Source organism: Vibrio sp. RC2502 (assembly GCF_054850435.1).
In genome coordinates this window covers 2,518,766-2,534,739 of record NZ_CM141453.1, presented here as the reverse complement: position 1 = coordinate 2,534,739, position 15,974 = coordinate 2,518,766, and the positions used below count along the sequence as shown (strand labels likewise).

Annotated in this window: 13 protein-coding genes; 5 read left to right on the top strand and 8 right to left on the bottom strand. The window is 46.4% G+C overall.

Translation table 11 applies throughout. The annotated features are described in order from the left end of the window. The first annotated feature begins 46 nt into the window (after positions 1-46). Complete coding sequence (locus ACYJZR_RS11785; RefSeq protein ID WP_138938277.1) at positions 47-1,435, top strand: MFS transporter; 1,389 nt, start codon at positions 47-49, stop codon at positions 1,433-1,435. 89 nt (positions 1,436-1,524) lie between these two features. On the opposite strand, the gene ACYJZR_RS11780 is transcribed toward ACYJZR_RS11785, so the two are convergent. Beyond that, positions 1,525-2,523 carry a substrate-binding domain-containing protein gene (locus ACYJZR_RS11780; protein ID WP_005456547.1) on the bottom strand — a complete coding sequence of 333 codons (999 nt, stop codon included), beginning with the start codon at positions 2,521-2,523 and terminating at the stop codon, positions 1,525-1,527. Positions 2,524-2,700: 177 nt separating this feature from the next. Between ACYJZR_RS11780 and ACYJZR_RS11775 the strand changes: the two genes are divergently transcribed. Beyond that, entirely contained in the window at positions 2,701-3,033 is a 333-nt protein-coding gene (locus tag ACYJZR_RS11775) for a tRNA-binding protein (RefSeq protein ID WP_005494151.1), read from the top strand. 69 nt (positions 3,034-3,102) lie between these two features. On the opposite strand, the gene ACYJZR_RS11770 is transcribed toward ACYJZR_RS11775, so the two are convergent. Next, complete coding sequence (locus ACYJZR_RS11770) at positions 3,103-3,654, bottom strand: gamma-glutamylcyclotransferase family protein (protein ID WP_025508445.1); 552 nt, start codon at positions 3,652-3,654, stop codon at positions 3,103-3,105. A 186-nt stretch (positions 3,655-3,840) separates the two neighbouring features. Here ACYJZR_RS11770 and ACYJZR_RS11765 point away from each other — a divergent pair, with 186 nt between their 5' ends. Then, positions 3,841-5,025: an NnrS family protein gene (locus ACYJZR_RS11765; protein WP_335927879.1), complete on the top strand. Its 1,185-nt coding sequence runs from the start codon at positions 3,841-3,843 to the stop codon at positions 5,023-5,025. Between the two features lie 76 nt (positions 5,026-5,101). Here the strand turns inward: ACYJZR_RS11765 and ACYJZR_RS11760 are convergent, their stop codons facing one another. From ACYJZR_RS11760 to ACYJZR_RS11740, 5 genes are all read right to left on the bottom strand, one after another. Beyond that, entirely contained in the window at positions 5,102-6,049 is a 948-nt protein-coding gene (locus ACYJZR_RS11760; RefSeq protein ID WP_021486768.1) for a magnesium transporter CorA family protein, read from the bottom strand. A gap of 279 nt (positions 6,050-6,328) precedes the next feature. After that, a complete protein-coding gene (gene glpD, locus ACYJZR_RS11755) occupies positions 6,329-7,888 on the bottom strand; it encodes a glycerol-3-phosphate dehydrogenase (protein ID WP_005456665.1) in 1,560 nt (519 codons plus the stop codon). A 178-nt stretch (positions 7,889-8,066) separates the two neighbouring features. Beyond that, entirely contained in the window at positions 8,067-8,858 is a 792-nt protein-coding gene (locus tag ACYJZR_RS11750; RefSeq protein ID WP_005456614.1) for a DeoR/GlpR family transcriptional regulator, read from the bottom strand. A 159-nt stretch (positions 8,859-9,017) separates the two neighbouring features. Further along, positions 9,018-10,535, bottom strand: a complete 1,518-nt coding sequence (gene glpK / locus ACYJZR_RS11745; protein ID WP_005456578.1) for a glycerol kinase GlpK — start codon at positions 10,533-10,535, stop codon at positions 9,018-9,020. A gap of 50 nt (positions 10,536-10,585) precedes the next feature. Continuing rightward, positions 10,586-11,440 (bottom strand): MIP/aquaporin family protein, encoded by an 855-nt coding sequence (locus ACYJZR_RS11740; protein WP_005456607.1) that lies wholly within the window; start codon positions 11,438-11,440, stop codon positions 10,586-10,588. Between the two features lie 895 nt (positions 11,441-12,335). Here ACYJZR_RS11740 and glpT point away from each other — a divergent pair. Together glpT and glpQ are read left to right on the top strand one after the other, a co-directional pair. After that, complete coding sequence (gene glpT / locus ACYJZR_RS11735; protein WP_005456512.1) at positions 12,336-13,706, top strand: glycerol-3-phosphate transporter; 1,371 nt, start codon at positions 12,336-12,338, stop codon at positions 13,704-13,706. A 56-nt stretch (positions 13,707-13,762) separates the two neighbouring features. Continuing rightward, positions 13,763-14,818, top strand: a complete 1,056-nt coding sequence (gene glpQ, locus ACYJZR_RS11730; protein ID WP_015297193.1) for a glycerophosphodiester phosphodiesterase — start codon at positions 13,763-13,765, stop codon at positions 14,816-14,818. Positions 14,819-14,892: 74 nt separating this feature from the next. On the opposite strand, the gene dapD is transcribed toward glpQ, so the two are convergent. Then, on the bottom strand, positions 14,893-15,924 hold the full coding sequence (dapD, locus tag ACYJZR_RS11725; protein ID WP_029802235.1) for a 2,3,4,5-tetrahydropyridine-2,6-dicarboxylate N-succinyltransferase: 1,032 nt from the start codon (positions 15,922-15,924) through the stop codon (positions 14,893-14,895). Positions 15,925-15,974 lie beyond the last annotated feature (50 nt).

Sequence of the window (15,974 nt, the reverse complement as noted above, 5' to 3'; positions counted from 1 at the left end):
ATGGGTCGGTTTCTTATTTACAATAAAATCAATTGAGACGTGAACAATGACTACTCTACAAAACAAACTCACTAATAAGGAGCTGATGTCTTATTTCGGCTATGGGGTAGGCCAGTGCTTTAGCTTTGGTCTAGTCGGCTCTTTTATTCTTTATTTCTATACCGATATTTTGGGCATTTCTCCAATTGCGGCGAGTACGATTTTTTTGATTGCTCGTGTGTGGGATGCGGTAAACGATCCGCTCATTGCCGGATACATGGACACGTTAGACTCTCGCTTTGGTAAATTCCGCCCTTACATGCTGTTTACGCCGGTTCTGATTGTTCTGGTCACGGTGGCCGCTTTCTATAACATCGATGCTGATACATCGACAAAAGTGATGTATGCCGGTATCACTTACATTCTTTGGGGTACGCTTTACACCATTTCTGATGTGCCGTTTTGGTCTATGTCTTCTGTTATGACGGATGAACCACAAGAGCGAGCAAAAGCGGCAACTTGTGCCATGTTAGGGGTGAATGCGGGTATTGGTGCGACTTTGGTTGTGTTCCCAAAACTGAGCGCTTACTTCGCTGATGGCCGGGCAGATCAGGGTTACTTACCAGCTGTGACTGTGTTGATGATTGCGGGTTTGTTCTTCATGCTGAACGGTTTTTACAACACCAAAGAACGCATCTCGACGAAGAGCTGCGAAAAAGTTACTCTAAAACAAACCTTTCAAGCTGTTCGTAAAAACAAGCCGTTGTTTTTTATTCTGGCAGCTTTTTTCATGAATGTGTTTTTCAATCTAGTGAATGGCCTGTACATTTTCTTCTTCACATACAACATGGGGGACGCAGGGTTAGTCTCTCTGATTGGTACCATCACTTTGGTAAGTGCGATTGCGTGTTTGGCTACGCCTGTGCTGACAAAGCGTTTCAAAAAGCGTGACATCTTTATTGCGCTGTGTGTTTTAGAGATCATCGCTCGCATTGGGTTCTATTTTACTGGCTATGATAATCCAACGGTCGTGATGGCGTGGTTAGCGGTGATTACAGGCATCTTTATGATGACCAACCCTCTTATCTCGGCCATGATTGCAGATACAGTAGAGTACTCGTACTACCACAGCGGCAAACGTACTGCGGCGATCACGTTCTCGGGACAAACCTTTACAGGCAAACTCTCTGTCGCGGTAGCGGGCGGCTTGACGGGGGTAATCTTGACGATGATTGGCTATGTACCAAATGCGGCGCAAACGGAAACCGCGCTCAATGGCATGTTCTTCTGTATTGCGTTGCTACCCGCATTGGGAGCTCTAGGGCGCATCTTCATTATGTCTCGCTACACATTTACCGAAGACCAACATGCGATTTTACGAGAAAAATTACAGCGTGGTGAGTTTGCGCAAGGCGTTGACGTTAAGTCTGTAAAACCGCATGAAGCCTTGAGCTAGAATCCATATCGTCTCGACAAGTGCTCAAAGAAAAGCCCACTCAATAAACTGAGCGGGCTTTTCGTTTTCAATTTACAGATTATCCACTATCAACAACGCTCAACAGAATTTCTTCGTACTAACGTTGGGCTAAAAATAATGGTTTCATCTTCAACTTTTTCGTCACGAGATAGCGCCAAAGCCAAACGGGCGGCGCGTTCTGCCATCATCTCGATTGGGTAGCGAATAGTAGTCAAGCTAGGGTGAACAAAGCGGGCGATCAAGCCATCATCGAACCCGACCATAGAAACCTTACTTGGTACGTCAATGCCATTTTGATCTAACGCTGCGAGTGCGCCAGCGGCCATGTAGTCGTTGTAGGCCACCACTCCAGTAATCTCCAAAGATTTGGTTAACAGGTTGGTCATCGCAACTTCGCCACCATCACTGTTGGGCTCACCGTATTCGATGTAGCTTTTGGAGAGTTCAATACCATGTTCTTTCAATGCGGCTTGGTAACCTTGCAAGCGTTCATCGGTATCTTCGATATCGTGGGATGAGGCAATGCAAGCGATTTTGCGATGCCCGTGACGAATCAAATATTCTGTCGCGAGGAATGCTCCTTTGCGGTTATCAAGGGAAATACAGCGTTCGGCCAGCTCTGGGATATGACGATTGATAAGCACCATACCTTTCACCTCTTGGGCGTAGCCAATTAGCTCCTCATCAGATAAGCCTTTCGAGTGGATGACTATTGCATCGCAACGGCTGTTGATCAGCAATTCTAGGGCTTGACGCTCATCTTCTGGATTATGATAACCGTTGCCAATCAAGATATGTTTGCCATTTTCGCGCGCGACATTATCGACGGATTTGACCAGCGTGCCGAAGAAAGGATCGGACACATCACTCACCAACACACCCATGGTATTTGTGCTTTGACTCACCAGAGCGCGAGCTGCGGCATTGGGTCTGTAACCCAATTTTCTCATTGCTTTGGTGACCGACTCTACCGATGATTGACTGGCTTTTGGGGACTTGTTGATCACGCGAGAAACCGTTGCGACCGAAACGCCGGCTTCTTTCGCGACATCCTTGATCGTTGCCATATAGAACCTTTAGTGGCTAAAAAATTTTGACTGAAAGTATTAAACACCCATTGTGTAATAAGTGCAATTTGATAGAGGATTTGCTTTCGGAAATGAGATCTTTACCACTTGTATTTATTAAGCTTACTGATAGTGTAAACGTTATCTTTTTAGTAAAACTTTACTGAGGTTTTAATTATGGAAACTATCGCTTACTCTGATTTTGCCAAATTAGAAATTCGTACCGGAAAAATCATTGAAGTAGCTCGTCATCAAAATGCAGACAAGCTGTATATTGTGCAGATTGATATTGGTGAAAAAACACTGCAAACCGTAACCAGCTTAGTGCCTTATTACACCGAGGAAGAGTTGATGGGCAAACAAGTGGTCGTATTGTGTAATCTTGCCAAAGCCAAAATGCGCGGTGAAACCTCTGAATGTATGTTGTTATGCGCAGAAACGGATGATGAATCCGAAAGTGTGTTGCTAACGCCAGAAAGAGCGATGCCGACCGGGGTGAGAATTGTTTAATCAGTTCACTGGTCGCTCTATTGTAAAAACAGCTCTTAGTTTAGAGCTGTTTTTATAGATGGGATTGAGCTACGAATTTTGGGCAATCAGATTATCAATCAACTCATAATGGTGCTCTTGCACGCCTGCAAGGTTGCCATATTTGGGTTGGTGGCGGTCATTTTCTTTCGCGTGGTGCCAGCCAATGGTGTGACGTACAAAATGCTCCGCAAACGCATGGGATACCTCCAAGCAACCTGCTAGCACGGTATCAACATAGCTTTGCATGATTGGGCTGTTTGCGCACGGTGGTAGTGGCTCGTCTTTTACGTAAACCCAAATCTCATGTCCTTGGTTAAAGTTCGCGTCCGTTTCGATTTGATCTGGCTGAATTTGAATACGATGATAGCCACGTTCACGGCGATCGAATTCTGCGAGAGCTTCTTCATTCACTTCGAGTAAAACGCCATTAACCTGTCCATTGCCTTGGTTCACAACCAGTGGAGACAGAGTGTAGCTGTCATCAATCTTTCCCCAGTAGCGAACCAGTCCATGAGCAATGACGGGAATGGCTTCTCCCGTTTGTCCTGTTAACTTGCGCGACGCGGAATTGATTAAACTGCCATAGCCAAATATGTACATCTTCGTTGCATCCCTTAACTCATTTTTTGTGTCTTGGACTGTTTATACCTAACCAGCCCATGAAGCACAAACTTTACCCCTTAAGTATAATCTTATTTTTTAACATGTATTTTTTATGCATGTTTATGGTAGCATCAACATCGTAGTTGAGTTAACCAGCATCGAGAGACGCTTGAGGGCAAGATAATGCTGAACATCACCGATAAAAAAGTGGAAGAAAAAATCCCCGCATGGCTGCGATTAGGCTTTCGGCCGTTTTTTCTGTTTGGGTCGATTTACGCCATTGTTGCGATTGCGTTGTGGGTGTGGATGTTCCAAACCGGACAGCCAAACGCATTAGCTGTACCGGCATTGTGGTGGCACGTACATGAAATGTTGTTTGGTTTTTCGATGGCGATTGTGGTTGGTTTTGTATTGACTGCTGTACAAAACTGGACGGGCATTAATGGCACCAAGTATTACACGCTTTTGGTCATATTTGGCTTGTGGTTAGCACCTAGAATATTGCTTTGGACGCCAGTACCCTTGTGGTTAACCAGCAGCATTGAAGCGGTATTTTTACTGTTTGTTGCCTATGAGGTAGGCATTCGTGTTTATCGAGCCAAAGGCTGGCGTAATTTATTTTTTGTGCCTCTGTTCCTTTTGGCCATCTTTGCGAACTTTGCAAGCTACGCGGCGATAAAAGGCATGCCGCCGTTTACTTCTTCTGCTGTGTGGCAGGCGATGTTGTGGTGGTTTACGTTGTTATTGTCGGTGATGGGCGGACGTGTGATTCCATTTTTTACTGCGCGTCGATTTAACTTCGAAAAAGCGCAACCATTACCGTGGTTAGATTGGTTCGCGAACTTGCCGTTGGCAATGCTATTTGTGCTGAGTTTTTTCCCCGTGACGTTTGCAGAATTAGGCAATCCGTTGATGCTGTTTGCAGGAGTTGCTCAGTTGGTGCGTTTTGTTCGCTGGAAACCTTGGTTAACCCTGAGCGAGCCTTTAGTGTGGTCGCTGCATGCTGCGTATTTGTGTTTGCCGCTAAGCTTAATTTTGCGAGGCGCTTGGGGAGATGCATTTGCTAGCCATAACCTCATTCACCTGTTTGCGATAGGTGCGTTAGGCGGTTTGATTTTGGCGATGATCGCGCGCGTGACGATGGGGCACACTGGTCGCATGATCTACAAAGGGCCAAACATGAGCCTTGCGTTTGCGGCGATTACCGCGGCTGCTTTGGTTCGCAGTTTCGCCGTGATCTTTGACCCAGCGAACATGATGCTGTGGATTGATATCAGTGGCGGATTGTGGATTGTCGCGTTTGGGCTGTTTGTGTGGCGCTTTGGTATGATGCTCGTGACCCCTCGTGTGGATGGTCATCCGGGATAAATCGTTTAGACTTGAGTGATAAAAAAGAGGAGCGACACGCTCCTCTTTTGGTTTCTGCGCTTTACGGTTTTATCGCTTATTCATCATCCGTTTTGTTCGTGAACCCTAAGCGTTTGAACAGCAACCACTCTAGGCCAAAGATCACAATCAAAGCGATGCAGAACCAAGTGAACGCCATGGAGGATTCTACGCCCGGCATGCCACCAATGTTGATACCAAGTAGTCCTGTTAGGAAGCTGGTTGGTAAGAAAATGGTGGCAACTAAAGTAAACAGGTAACTGTTTTTATTGGTCTTCTCGTCTCGGTTGTGTTTGATTTCGTCTTGGAAAAGCGCCACTTCGCCAAGGTAAAATTCAATCGTTTCGTTGATGCGAGTAATGTTGTTATGCGCGAAGCGATATTGGTGAGGTCTTGATGTTACCAATTCTGACTCTGACTCGATCAAATCACGAATCGCATATTGCTGAGGGCGAATAAAACGTTTGATGGAAATAAGCGCCTTTTGTGCCGCAATGTGGTTGTACGTTGACTCATCATTGACGTCAAACTCGTTTAACGTTTCTTCGATGGTGTCGAGATACAAGTCGATTTTGCCGTTCAACCCTTCGATGATTTGATTCAGTAAGCTCGCCAGGCTTTTCGGCCCTTTGTGCTCTGCTAATGCTTGGCGAATTTCCATGATTGCACGTGATGGGATCTTACGAGTCGAGATCAGTGCGCCCTGAAAATAGAGAATACGGATACTGAGCATGTCTTCCGGCGACGCATTCTCGTTCATGTTGATGCCTCGTAAGATCAGCATGAAGTTATCGTCATCCAAAGGATGGAAAGATGGTCGGCTCTCGTCGGCTAACAGATGATCGACCGTCGCACGTGGTACGTGATTGTCCTCTAGCCAGCCACGAATATCGGGATGAAGCCTTTCACAGTGGTACCAATGATTCGATTGAATGTGTTCCGCCGCTGTTGTTTCTTGAGTCGCCATTGGGGTTGAGAAATCCCAATGTTCAATCATAAAACCCATTTTCTTTTCCTTGTATGAGCCTATACCCCAATAATCCCCAGATGCTTAACTTAGCGAGAATGACTGAGCGCACTACACGCCGCAACTTTCTCACTCCTTCACATTGAAGTCATGGGGGATAATTATTCAAATGAGTATGATTGCATTTTACGCCAAATGTCTATGAATAATTGTTCTTATTGGTAAGCAAGTGAAGCAATAAGAACCGCACAGCAACAAGGGGAAACAAAAAGCCTGCAACGAGGCAGGCTTTGTCATAGGTGAGGGGGGAGGAGCTTTCTAGCTAACCTGAGAAAGGTTGACCACTTTTTGTTGCAACTTTTCTTTCAGGTAGTCGGCAAGTGCCTGTTTTTCTTCGTCGTTCATGTAAAGGCCAAGTTTAGTACGACGCCATAAAATGTCTTCGTCGGTTAGCGCCATTTCATGATTCATCAAGTAATCGATCTCGCGTTGGTATACGCCGCCTGCTTGCTCTGAGAACGCTTGGCCAAGATCGGCTTCACTGGATGCGCCTTCCATCAAATCCCACGTTTGCGTACCAAACTGAGTCACATAGCGCAGAATCAGCGCTTGCGGTGCCCATGAGTATTTCGCGTGAATTTGTTTCGCTAACTGTTCACGGGTGCAGCTAAAGTTACCACCTGGTAGCGTTTGATTTGCTGTCCAGTTACCACCCATTTGAGGTAGGTACGGTTCCAGCTTCTTCATCGCCGCTTCACCGAGTTTACGGTAAGTCGTTAGCTTGCCACCGAATACTGACAACAATGGTGCTTGGTCGTACTCTGCATCGAGCTCTAGCGTGTAGTCTCGTGTGATCGCTTGCGGTGAGTCAGACTCATCATCACACAGAGGACGTACACCACTGTAAGTCCAAACCACATCTTCACGAGTAAGCTGGTGGACAAAGTGTTGGTTCACGATGTCGATGAGGTAATCAACTTCGTCATCCGAGATCGCCACTTCACGTGGGTCACCTTTGTATTCCACATCTGTCGTACCGATGATTGAGAACTTATCTAGATAAGGAATCATAAATACGATGCGGTTATCTTTGTTTTGAAGAATGTAGGCTTGCGGTTCGTTGTGGATACGAGGAACAACGATGTGCGAGCCTTTGATCAAACGAATGTTGCGAGGGGAGGTTTGCTCCAATCCTTCATCAAAGAACTGTTTCACCCATGGACCAGCAGCGTTAACCAGAGCTTTCGCTTTGCGCTCGAAGCGTTGGTCTGTCGTTACATCATGGATAGTCACATGCCATACGCCGTTTTCACGGTGCGCTTTTTCAACGCGACAGTAGTTACGTACTTCGGCGTGGTTTTCACGAGCCGCCATAACGTTCAGCAAGACTAAACGAGCGTCATCAACCCAGCAGTCTGAGTATTCGAAACCGGTTTTCATTTCTGGTTTTAGCAAGCCAGATTTTGCAAGGTTGACGGTTTTACTGCCTGGTAGAGTTGTGCGTTTGCCCAAGTTATCGTAAAGGAACAGGCCACAGCGGATCATCCAAGCTGGGCGTAGGAATGGGCGATGAGGCAAACGGAAACGCATTGGTAGAGCGACGTGTGGTGCTTTACGTAGAATCACTTCACGCTCTGCGAGCGCTTCCGAAACCAAACGAAACTCGTAGTGTTCAAGGTAGCGTAATCCACCGTGAATAAGTTTAGAACTTGCTGAAGACGTTGCTGATGCAAAATCGTTAGCTTCATATAAACCGACACTCAAACCGCGGCCAGCTGCATCAGCTGCAATGCCAGCCCCGTTAATGCCGCCACCGATAACGATCAAGTCTAAAAGAGTGGATGAGCTAGTTGTGGAAGTATTTTTTTGTATACTCATGAATTTGACCTCTTGGTGAGCGAACGAGCATTTTAGAACATGATTTAATCCTAGCTCAGGTTTCGTTTGTGATCATCTATTATTTTCGTTTGTGAGCGTTTTGTGTGATTTGGGCATAAAAAAACCTCTGTCTAATTAAGACAGAGGTCATTTTGAGGTTCAAATTTGAGCGATTTATCTATTCGGCGTCTGCTGATGTTACATTCGCTTCGACCACTTCGAGGGGAATTGCGGCGTCTTTTAAGATCGCGAGAATTTCTTCTGGTGGCTGTTTGTTAGTAAATATCATGTTCAGTTGCGCGATGTTGCCCAGTTTCACCATGGCATTGCGACCAAACTTGGTGTGGTCGACGGCGAGAAATACGCTGCGGCTGTTGTCGATGATCGCTTGCTTCACGCGTACTTCGTGGTAATCAAAGTCCAATAGGGAACCATCAAAATCGATGCCACTGATGCCGAGAATGCCAAAATCGAGACGGAACTGTTTCACGAAATCGAGCGTTGCTTCGCCTACGATACCGCCATCGCGGCTGCGGACTTCACCACCTGCTAAGATGACCTTAATCTCTGGGTTGGGGAAGAGAATGGTTGCCACGTTGATGTTGTTGGTGACGACGCGTAGCTGCTTGTGGCTCTTAGTTAGCGCACGTGCGACTGCTTCTGGTGTTGTGCCGATATCAATAAATAGCGTCGCGCCGTCAGGAATGTGTTTCACCACCTCTTCTGCAATGACATCTTTTTCATTGAAGTTAAGCGCTTTACGCGTGTTGTAAGATGTGTTTTCAGAACTGAGAGGGATGGTGGCACCACCGTGATAACGACGAATTTTGTTGTCGTCTGCGAGTTCGTTGAGATCGCGTCGGATGGTTTGTGGGCTGACATTGAATCTTTCTACCAACTCATCCGTGCTGACATAGCCTTGTTTTTTCACCAGTTCAACAATCTGCTGGTGTCTAGGTATTTGCTTCACTTACCACTCCCTTGTGCATTGGTAACGGCCAATGCTTCAAATTCGAAGCGCTATTGTGCTCGAATTTGCGCGTTGTGAGAAGTAAAGGCAGGTAGGAATCGGGGATAAGACGCAAAAAAGAGCGCTCAAATGGCGCTCTTTGTTCGTTTGGGAGAAAAATTAATCGTCTTCGTCGTGCAGTTCAGACCAAGTTTGCGCACATTTCACAGCGCGTTTCCAACCTTTGTAACGACGGTTGCGTTTTTCTTCGTCATCATGCGGTTCGAACGTACGATCAAGCACCGCTTTATCTTGCAGCTCATCAATGCTGTTCCAGTAACCAACCGCTAAACCTGCCAGGTATGCAGCACCAAGAGCCGTTACTTCAGTCACTTGTGGGCGGTGCACTTCTGTGTTTAATACATCCGATTGGAATTGCATTAGGAAGTTGTTTGCTACCGCACCGCCATCAACACGCAAGTTTGCGAGCTTGATGCCAGAGTCAGCTTGCATCGCATCCAATACGTCACGAGTTTGGTAAGCGATGCCTTCCAGAGTCGCGCGGATAATGTGGTTTGAGTTCACACCGCGAGTAAGACCAACAATGGTGCCACGTGCGTAAGCATCCCAGTATGGAGCGCCAAGGCCAGTAAAGGCTGGTACCACATAAACGCCGTTCGATGTGTCTACTTTTGTTGCGAAGTATTCAGAATCTTCTGCACCGTTTAGGATTTTCAGTTCATCACGTAGCCACTGGATAGAGGCACCACCCATGAACACCGCACCTTCAAGTGCGTAAGCAGGCTCGCCTTTCGGGCCGCAAGCTAGCGTGGTAAGCAGACCATTCTTCGAGGTGACTTTCTCTTGGCCAGTGTTCATCAGCAAGAAACAACCTGTGCCGTATGTGTTTTTCGCTTGGCCAGCTTCCACACACATTTGGCCGTATAGCGCCGCTTGTTGGTCACCTGCAATCCCTGCGATAGGAATACGAGTACCACCTTTACCACCGATGTTCGTTTTGCCGTAAATTTCCGAAGAGCGTTTTACTTCTGGCATCATTGACGCCGGAATGCCCATCTCATCCAACAGCTTTTGGTCCCAACATAGGTCGTTGATGTTAAACAGCATGGTACGTGATGCGTTGGTGTAGTCAGTAACGTGAACGCGGCCTTGAGTCATCTTCCATACTAACCACGTATCGACGGTACCAAACAGCAGTTTACCTGCTTCTGCATCTTCGCGTGCGCCTTCTACGTTATCCAGAATCCACTTAACTTTAGTGCCAGAGAAGTAAGGGTCAAGCACCAAGCCGGTGTTGTCGCGAACGTAATCTTCTAAGCCGCGGCTTTTTAGGTCTTCACAAATGTCTGCGGTACGACGACATTGCCATACGATTGCGTTGTAGACGGGTTTGCCTGTTTCTTTGTTCCAGACGATGGTGGTTTCACGCTGGTTCGTAATACCAATGGCAGCTAATTGGTCGCTTCGGATGCCTGACTTAGCCAAAGCTTCAACTAATGTAGAGCTTTGTGTTGCCCAGATTTCCATTGGATCGTGCTCAACCCAACCTGCTTGTGGATAAATCTGAGTAAACTCTCGCTGAGCGACGCTTACGATATTGGCGTCGTGATCAAGAATAACAGCGCGAGAGCTTGTCGTACCTTGGTCGAGGGCAACAATGTATTTTTGCTCAGTCATGGTAAGAATCCTTTTGTTTCGTTATTTATATTTTAGTAATTGGCAAGCGGTTAAGCTCGAGCTTCTTCTGTTTCTTCTTCAGTATCACATTGGTTTGGAATGGTACAACCGTGACCTTGGCGAGGGAGGTACGCCGCGATCGCTTTTGGATATAACCAACCACCAAAGCAAGCACCCGCAATAGGAGCAAGAAGGGGAACGATAAAGTAAGGGATGTCTTTAGCGCCGGTCAGTGCGTAATCCCAACCTGCAAAGTACGCGAACAGTTTAGGGCCAAAGTCACGAGCTGGGTTCATTGCAAAGCCAGTCAGTGGACCAAGAGAACCACCAATAACCGCAATCAGAATACCAATCAATAATGGGTTCATCGCGCCACGAGCGGCACCGTTGTTTTCATCACCCAGAGCCAAAATGGCAAACATTAATACAGCTGTAATGACGAATTCCACAGCAAATGCGCCAAAGAAAGAAAGAGAAGCGTGTGGGTAAGTTGAGAAAATACCAGCCGTTGCAAGGGCGTCTTGGCTGCTACGTACAAAGTTGTGTGCGATTTCGTAATCGGTGAAAAGGTTGCTGTACAAGCTGTAAACCAAAGCGGCAGAGAAAAATGCACCTAACATCTGAGCGATGATGTACGGCACTACTTTCGCTTTATCGAAACCATGAAACATCGCTAATGCAATGGTCACGGCTGGGTTGATGTGTGCGCCTGAAACGCCGGCAGTACAGTAGATCGCGATGGAGACACCTAAGCCCCATACAATACTAATTTCCCATTGTCCAAAAGATGCGCCTGTTAACACTAAGGCTGCGACGCAGCCAACGCCGAAGAAGATGAGTAGTCCTGTACCGATGAACTCGGCCAAACATTCTCCGAGCAGAGAGGGGTGTTTGTTGGTTGTCATGTTAAGAGTCCTATAGTTATTTTTGCTTATCTAGCACGATAGTATTGTGCACATATAAACGTTTGCGAAAACAAACGAGCATTAAAAATGAGCGTTTGAGCATGAATTTGTTAACCAAACTCTTCGTTTTTGTTAAATGGCGCATCTTTTGACCAGAAAGGAAACTGATAGAAAGCTCTTTATAGGGATGAGCGAGTCATTTTCAACGCTCAAATTACCGATGTGAAAACAAATGCACAACTGGTAAGAGGAGTTTTGTGAAGCTGGTTCGTCAATGGTGGATTATCGTTCAATAGTTTGTGTGAAAAGTAATCCCTAAGAGGTAGTTAAAGCCAGATACAGCAAAGGCTTTGGGGGAGATCCTGAAAGAAAATAACTAGAACGCACGACGATAAAATCGGACTCGCGTAGAACGAGAGTATGATGTGGATTCTGCCTTCCCAAAGTGTGTTCATCGCGCTAAGTGTACGAAATGTACACCTCAGTAGAACTTGGTTGTTTTTGGACTCTTTATTTCGTTTGAAACTAAACACCAAACTTTTCCTTCACTTTTGTTATTACTGATTTTTCCTTAGCTTAATACGTCATGCCGCACCATTTATCTCGAATTTGTGTTCCTATTCGAGCCTTTATTTTGTTTAGTTTCGAATGTGAGTGATTAAATGTTCTTTTTTGATCAAGAAAAGATATTAACGAATTCTGAGTAAAGTTGAACGGCTGTCTAATTAATGGTGGCTAATTTGCTGTATTTACTAATAATTAATTCCTATGCAACATTTATCACAGAAATTAAATCCTAACCTCATACAATGCAGAAACTTTCGAACGAATGTTGATTTTGTTTCGTTCGCTCCTTTTGGGTTCTTTACCATCGCATATACATAATGAGGTTCCTATGTTTGGAATATTCAAACCTAAGGCGCACATTGATCGTCTATCCCCAGATAGCATTGATAGCACCTATTCTCGCCTCCGTTGGCAACTGTTCATCGGTATTTTTGTTGGCTACGCTGGCTACTATTTGGTTCGTAAAAACTTCAGTTTAGCGATGCCATACCTCATCGAGGAGGGTTACAGCCGTGGTGACCTTGGTGTTGCTTTGGCCGCTGTTTCAATCGCTTATGGCCTTTCAAAATTCTTGATGGGCAGCGTGTCTGACCGTTCTAACCCGCGCTATTTCCTCAGTGGCGGTTTGTTGATGTCTGCTTTGGTTATGTTCTGCTTTGGCTTTATGCCATGGGCAACAGGCAGCATCACGGCGATGTTTATTCTTCTATTTTTGAACGGTTGGTTCCAAGGTATGGGGTGGCCGGCCTGTGGGCGAACCATGGTGCACTGGTGGTCACGTAAAGAGCGTGGTGAGATCGTTTCGGTTTGGAACGTGGCGCACAACGTGGGTGGCGGTTTGATTGGTCCACTATTCATTTTGGGTCTGTGGGCATTTAACGATGATTGGCGCACCGCATTTTATGTACCTGCATTTTTCGCCACTTTGGTTGCAGTGTTCATTTGGATGACGGTTCGAGATACGCCTCAGTCTTGTGGTCTACCGCCGATTGAAGAGTACAAAGATGACTACCCAGATGACTACGACAAGTCGCATGAACAAGAAATGACGGCGAAGGAAATTTTCTTCAAGTACGTATTCAACAATAAACTGTTGTGGTCGATTGCGATTGCAAACGCGTTTGTTTACTTGATCCGTTACGGTGTGTTGGACTGGGCACCCGTTTATCTAAAAGAAGCGAAGGACTTCTCGGTAGATAAATCGTCTTGGGCTTACTTCCTATATGAGTGGGCGGGTATTCCTGGCACGTTATTGTGTGGTTGGATTTCGGACAAACTGTTCAAAGGCCGTCGTGCACCTGCAGGCATCTTGTTCATGGTATTGGTAACGTTGGCGGTATTGGTTTACTGGTTCAACCCTGCGGGCAACCCAACTATCGATATGATGGCTCTTATCGCGATTGGCTTCTTGATTTATGGCCCTGTCATGCTGATTGGTTTGTATGCACTTGAATTGGCACCGAAAAAAGCAGCGGGTACTGCTGCTGGTCTAACTGGCTTGTTTGGTTACTTAGGCGGTGCGGTGGCTGCGAACGCGGTTCTTGGTTACACCGTGGACCATTTCGGTTGGGATGGCGGTTTCATCATTCTAATTGGTTCATGTATTACTTCTATCGTGTGTTTGACGTATGCGCTTCTAGGCGAACGCGCACACCACGAGCAAAAAGAGCGCGAAAAGGAACAAGAAGCGCTAGCGTAATATTTATTTAAAGAGGCAGTGGAATACTGCCTCTTCGCTTTATCAAGGATATAACAATGAAAACCAAGTCAGTATGTCTCACATTTTTAGCGCTTAGCCTATCTGCTGGCGCAATTGCAAAGCCGCTTGTTATCGCTCACCGCGGCGCTTCTGGTTATTTACCAGAGCACACTTTAGAAGCCAAAGCTTTGGCTTATGCAATGAAGCCAGATTACATCGAGCAAGATGTCGTGATGACGAAAGACGATCAGTTAGTGGTGTTGCATGATCATTATTTGGATCGCGTCACGGATGTAGCGGAGCGTTTTCCTGATCGCGCACGCGAAGATGGTCGTTATTACGCGATTGACTTTACTCTGGCTGAAATCAAATCTCTGCGAGTCACTGAAGGGTTCAATATCGACGAAAACGGCAAAAAAGTCGCCGGTTATCCAACCCGATTCCCAATGTGGAAATCTGATTTCACTGTACCGACGTTTGCTGAAGAGATTGAACTGATCCAAGGCCTTAACAAGACGTTGGGTTACGACATCGGTATTTACCCAGAAATTAAAGCGCCTTGGTTCCATCGTCACGAAGGCAAAGACATTTCTAAAGCGGTGCTTAAAGTCTTGAAGCAGTACGGTTACGACTCGCAAGACGACAAAGTCTACCTGCAGTGTTTTGATGCGAATGAACTGCAACGCATTAACAGTGAGTTGATGCCCGCAATGGACATGGATTTAAAGCTCGTTCAGCTCATGGCTTACACCGATTGGAACGAAACTATGGTGTACAAAGGCGATACAGCAATGCCATACAGCTATGATTGGATGTTCGAAGCCGACGGCATGAAGAAAGTGGCGAGTTACGCCGAAGGTATTGGACCTTGGAAGCCGATGCTGGTGGATGATAAGTCAACCAAAGACAATATCATCATCAAGCCGTTGATGAAGTCTGCAAAAGACGCTGGCTTGCAAGTTCATCCATACACGTTCCGTGCCGATCCAGGACGCATTCCTGCGTACACGGACAGCTTTGAAGGCATGATGGATGTGTACTACAACCAAGTGAAAGTGGATGGTTTGTTTACTGATTTCCCAGATAAAGCAGTCAGCTTTTTAAATCAGTAATCAGCACTCACACATTTTGCTTTAAGCTAAAAAATCCCCCAACAGTTTCCTGCAGGGGGATTTTTGTATTCTTATTAGTTGTTTTTATGCAGTTCGCTGTTCAGTTCAACCGCGCTCTTGTTTGCAAGACACTCGATTTGACCTGTCACAGAGTTACGACGGAACAGTAGGTCAGAAACACCAGCAAGGTCACGTGCTTTCACCACTTCGACTTCTTGACCTGCAGAATCTAGCATGCGCACTTTAGAACCAGCAGTCACGTACAAACCTGACTCGATAGTACAACGGTCACCCATTGGGAAACCAAGGCCAGCGTTCGCGCCTAGTAGTGAGTTTTCCCCAATAGAAACCACAACTTTACCACCGCCAGATAGCGTACCCATGATCGATGCGCCGCCACCGATGTCTGAACCGTTACCAACAACCACGCCAGCAGAGATACGGCCTTCAACCATGCTCACGCCAGTTGTACCCGCGTTGAAGTTGATGAAGCCTTCGTGCATAACAGTTGTGCCTTCGCCAACGTGTGCGCCAAGACGAACGCGAGAAGTGTCTGCGATACGAACACCAGTTGGAACCACGTAGTCCACCATTTTAGGGAACTTGTCTACGCAATCTACGCTTAGCGTACGGCCAGCTAGGCGAGCTTCGATTTGACGCTCAGCCAGCTCAGGTAGGTCGATTGGGCCTTCGTTTGTCCATGCGATGTTGTGCAGCAGACCGAAGATGCCATCCAGTACTGTGCCGTGTGGCTTCACTAGACGGTTAGAGATAAGTTGAAGTTTTAGGAAGCCTTCAGCAACAGATTGTGGCTGTTCATCCGTAGCTAGGATAACCAGTACAAGCGGTTGTGTTGATTCTGCTGCTTTGGTTGCGAAAGATGCGTTTGCTGCATCGCCGTTTGCTTCGAATGCTGCCGCAAGTTCTGCACTTTGTGCCGCAGAGATCTCGATAGCTTGGTTGCCTTGCTCGTAACCTGCTACTGCAGCCAGTGCGTTAACAAGTGCGTCGCTTGGGTTAAGAACTGGGTTTGGGAAAAACGCTTCGATGATTTTACCGTCGCGGTTTTTAGTTGCCGTACCAAAGGCTAGAGAAAAGAAAGCCATAGTTGATCTCCATGTGTTGAGTCTTGTGTCTCGTCTGTTCACTGACAAGA

What these genes read in the sequence shown, in the direction of transcription:
- ACYJZR_RS11785 (WP_138938277.1), top strand. Translation starts at nt 47, where the DNA reads ATGACTACTCTACAAAACAAACTCACTAATAAGGAGCTGATGTCTTAT.
- ACYJZR_RS11780 (WP_005456547.1), bottom strand. Translation starts at nt 2,523, where the DNA reads ATGGCAACGATCAAGGATGTCGCGAAAGAAGCCGGCGTTTCGGTCGCA.
- ACYJZR_RS11775 (WP_005494151.1), top strand. Translation starts at nt 2,701, where the DNA reads ATGGAAACTATCGCTTACTCTGATTTTGCCAAATTAGAAATTCGTACC.
- ACYJZR_RS11770 (WP_025508445.1), bottom strand. Translation starts at nt 3,654, where the DNA reads ATGTACATATTTGGCTATGGCAGTTTAATCAATTCCGCGTCGCGCAAG.
- ACYJZR_RS11765 (WP_335927879.1), top strand. Translation starts at nt 3,841, where the DNA reads ATGCTGAACATCACCGATAAAAAAGTGGAAGAAAAAATCCCCGCATGG.
- ACYJZR_RS11760 (WP_021486768.1), bottom strand. Translation starts at nt 6,049, where the DNA reads ATGGGTTTTATGATTGAACATTGGGATTTCTCAACCCCAATGGCGACT.
- glpD (WP_005456665.1), bottom strand. Translation starts at nt 7,888, where the DNA reads ATGAGTATACAAAAAAATACTTCCACAACTAGCTCATCCACTCTTTTA.
- glpK (WP_005456578.1), bottom strand. Translation starts at nt 10,535, where the DNA reads ATGACTGAGCAAAAATACATTGTTGCCCTCGACCAAGGTACGACAAGC.
- ACYJZR_RS11740 (WP_005456607.1), bottom strand. Translation starts at nt 11,440, where the DNA reads ATGACAACCAACAAACACCCCTCTCTGCTCGGAGAATGTTTGGCCGAG.
- glpT (WP_005456512.1), top strand. Translation starts at nt 12,336, where the DNA reads ATGTTTGGAATATTCAAACCTAAGGCGCACATTGATCGTCTATCCCCA.
- glpQ (WP_015297193.1), top strand. Translation starts at nt 13,763, where the DNA reads ATGAAAACCAAGTCAGTATGTCTCACATTTTTAGCGCTTAGCCTATCT.
- dapD (WP_029802235.1), bottom strand. Translation starts at nt 15,924, where the DNA reads ATGGCTTTCTTTTCTCTAGCCTTTGGTACGGCAACTAAAAACCGCGAC.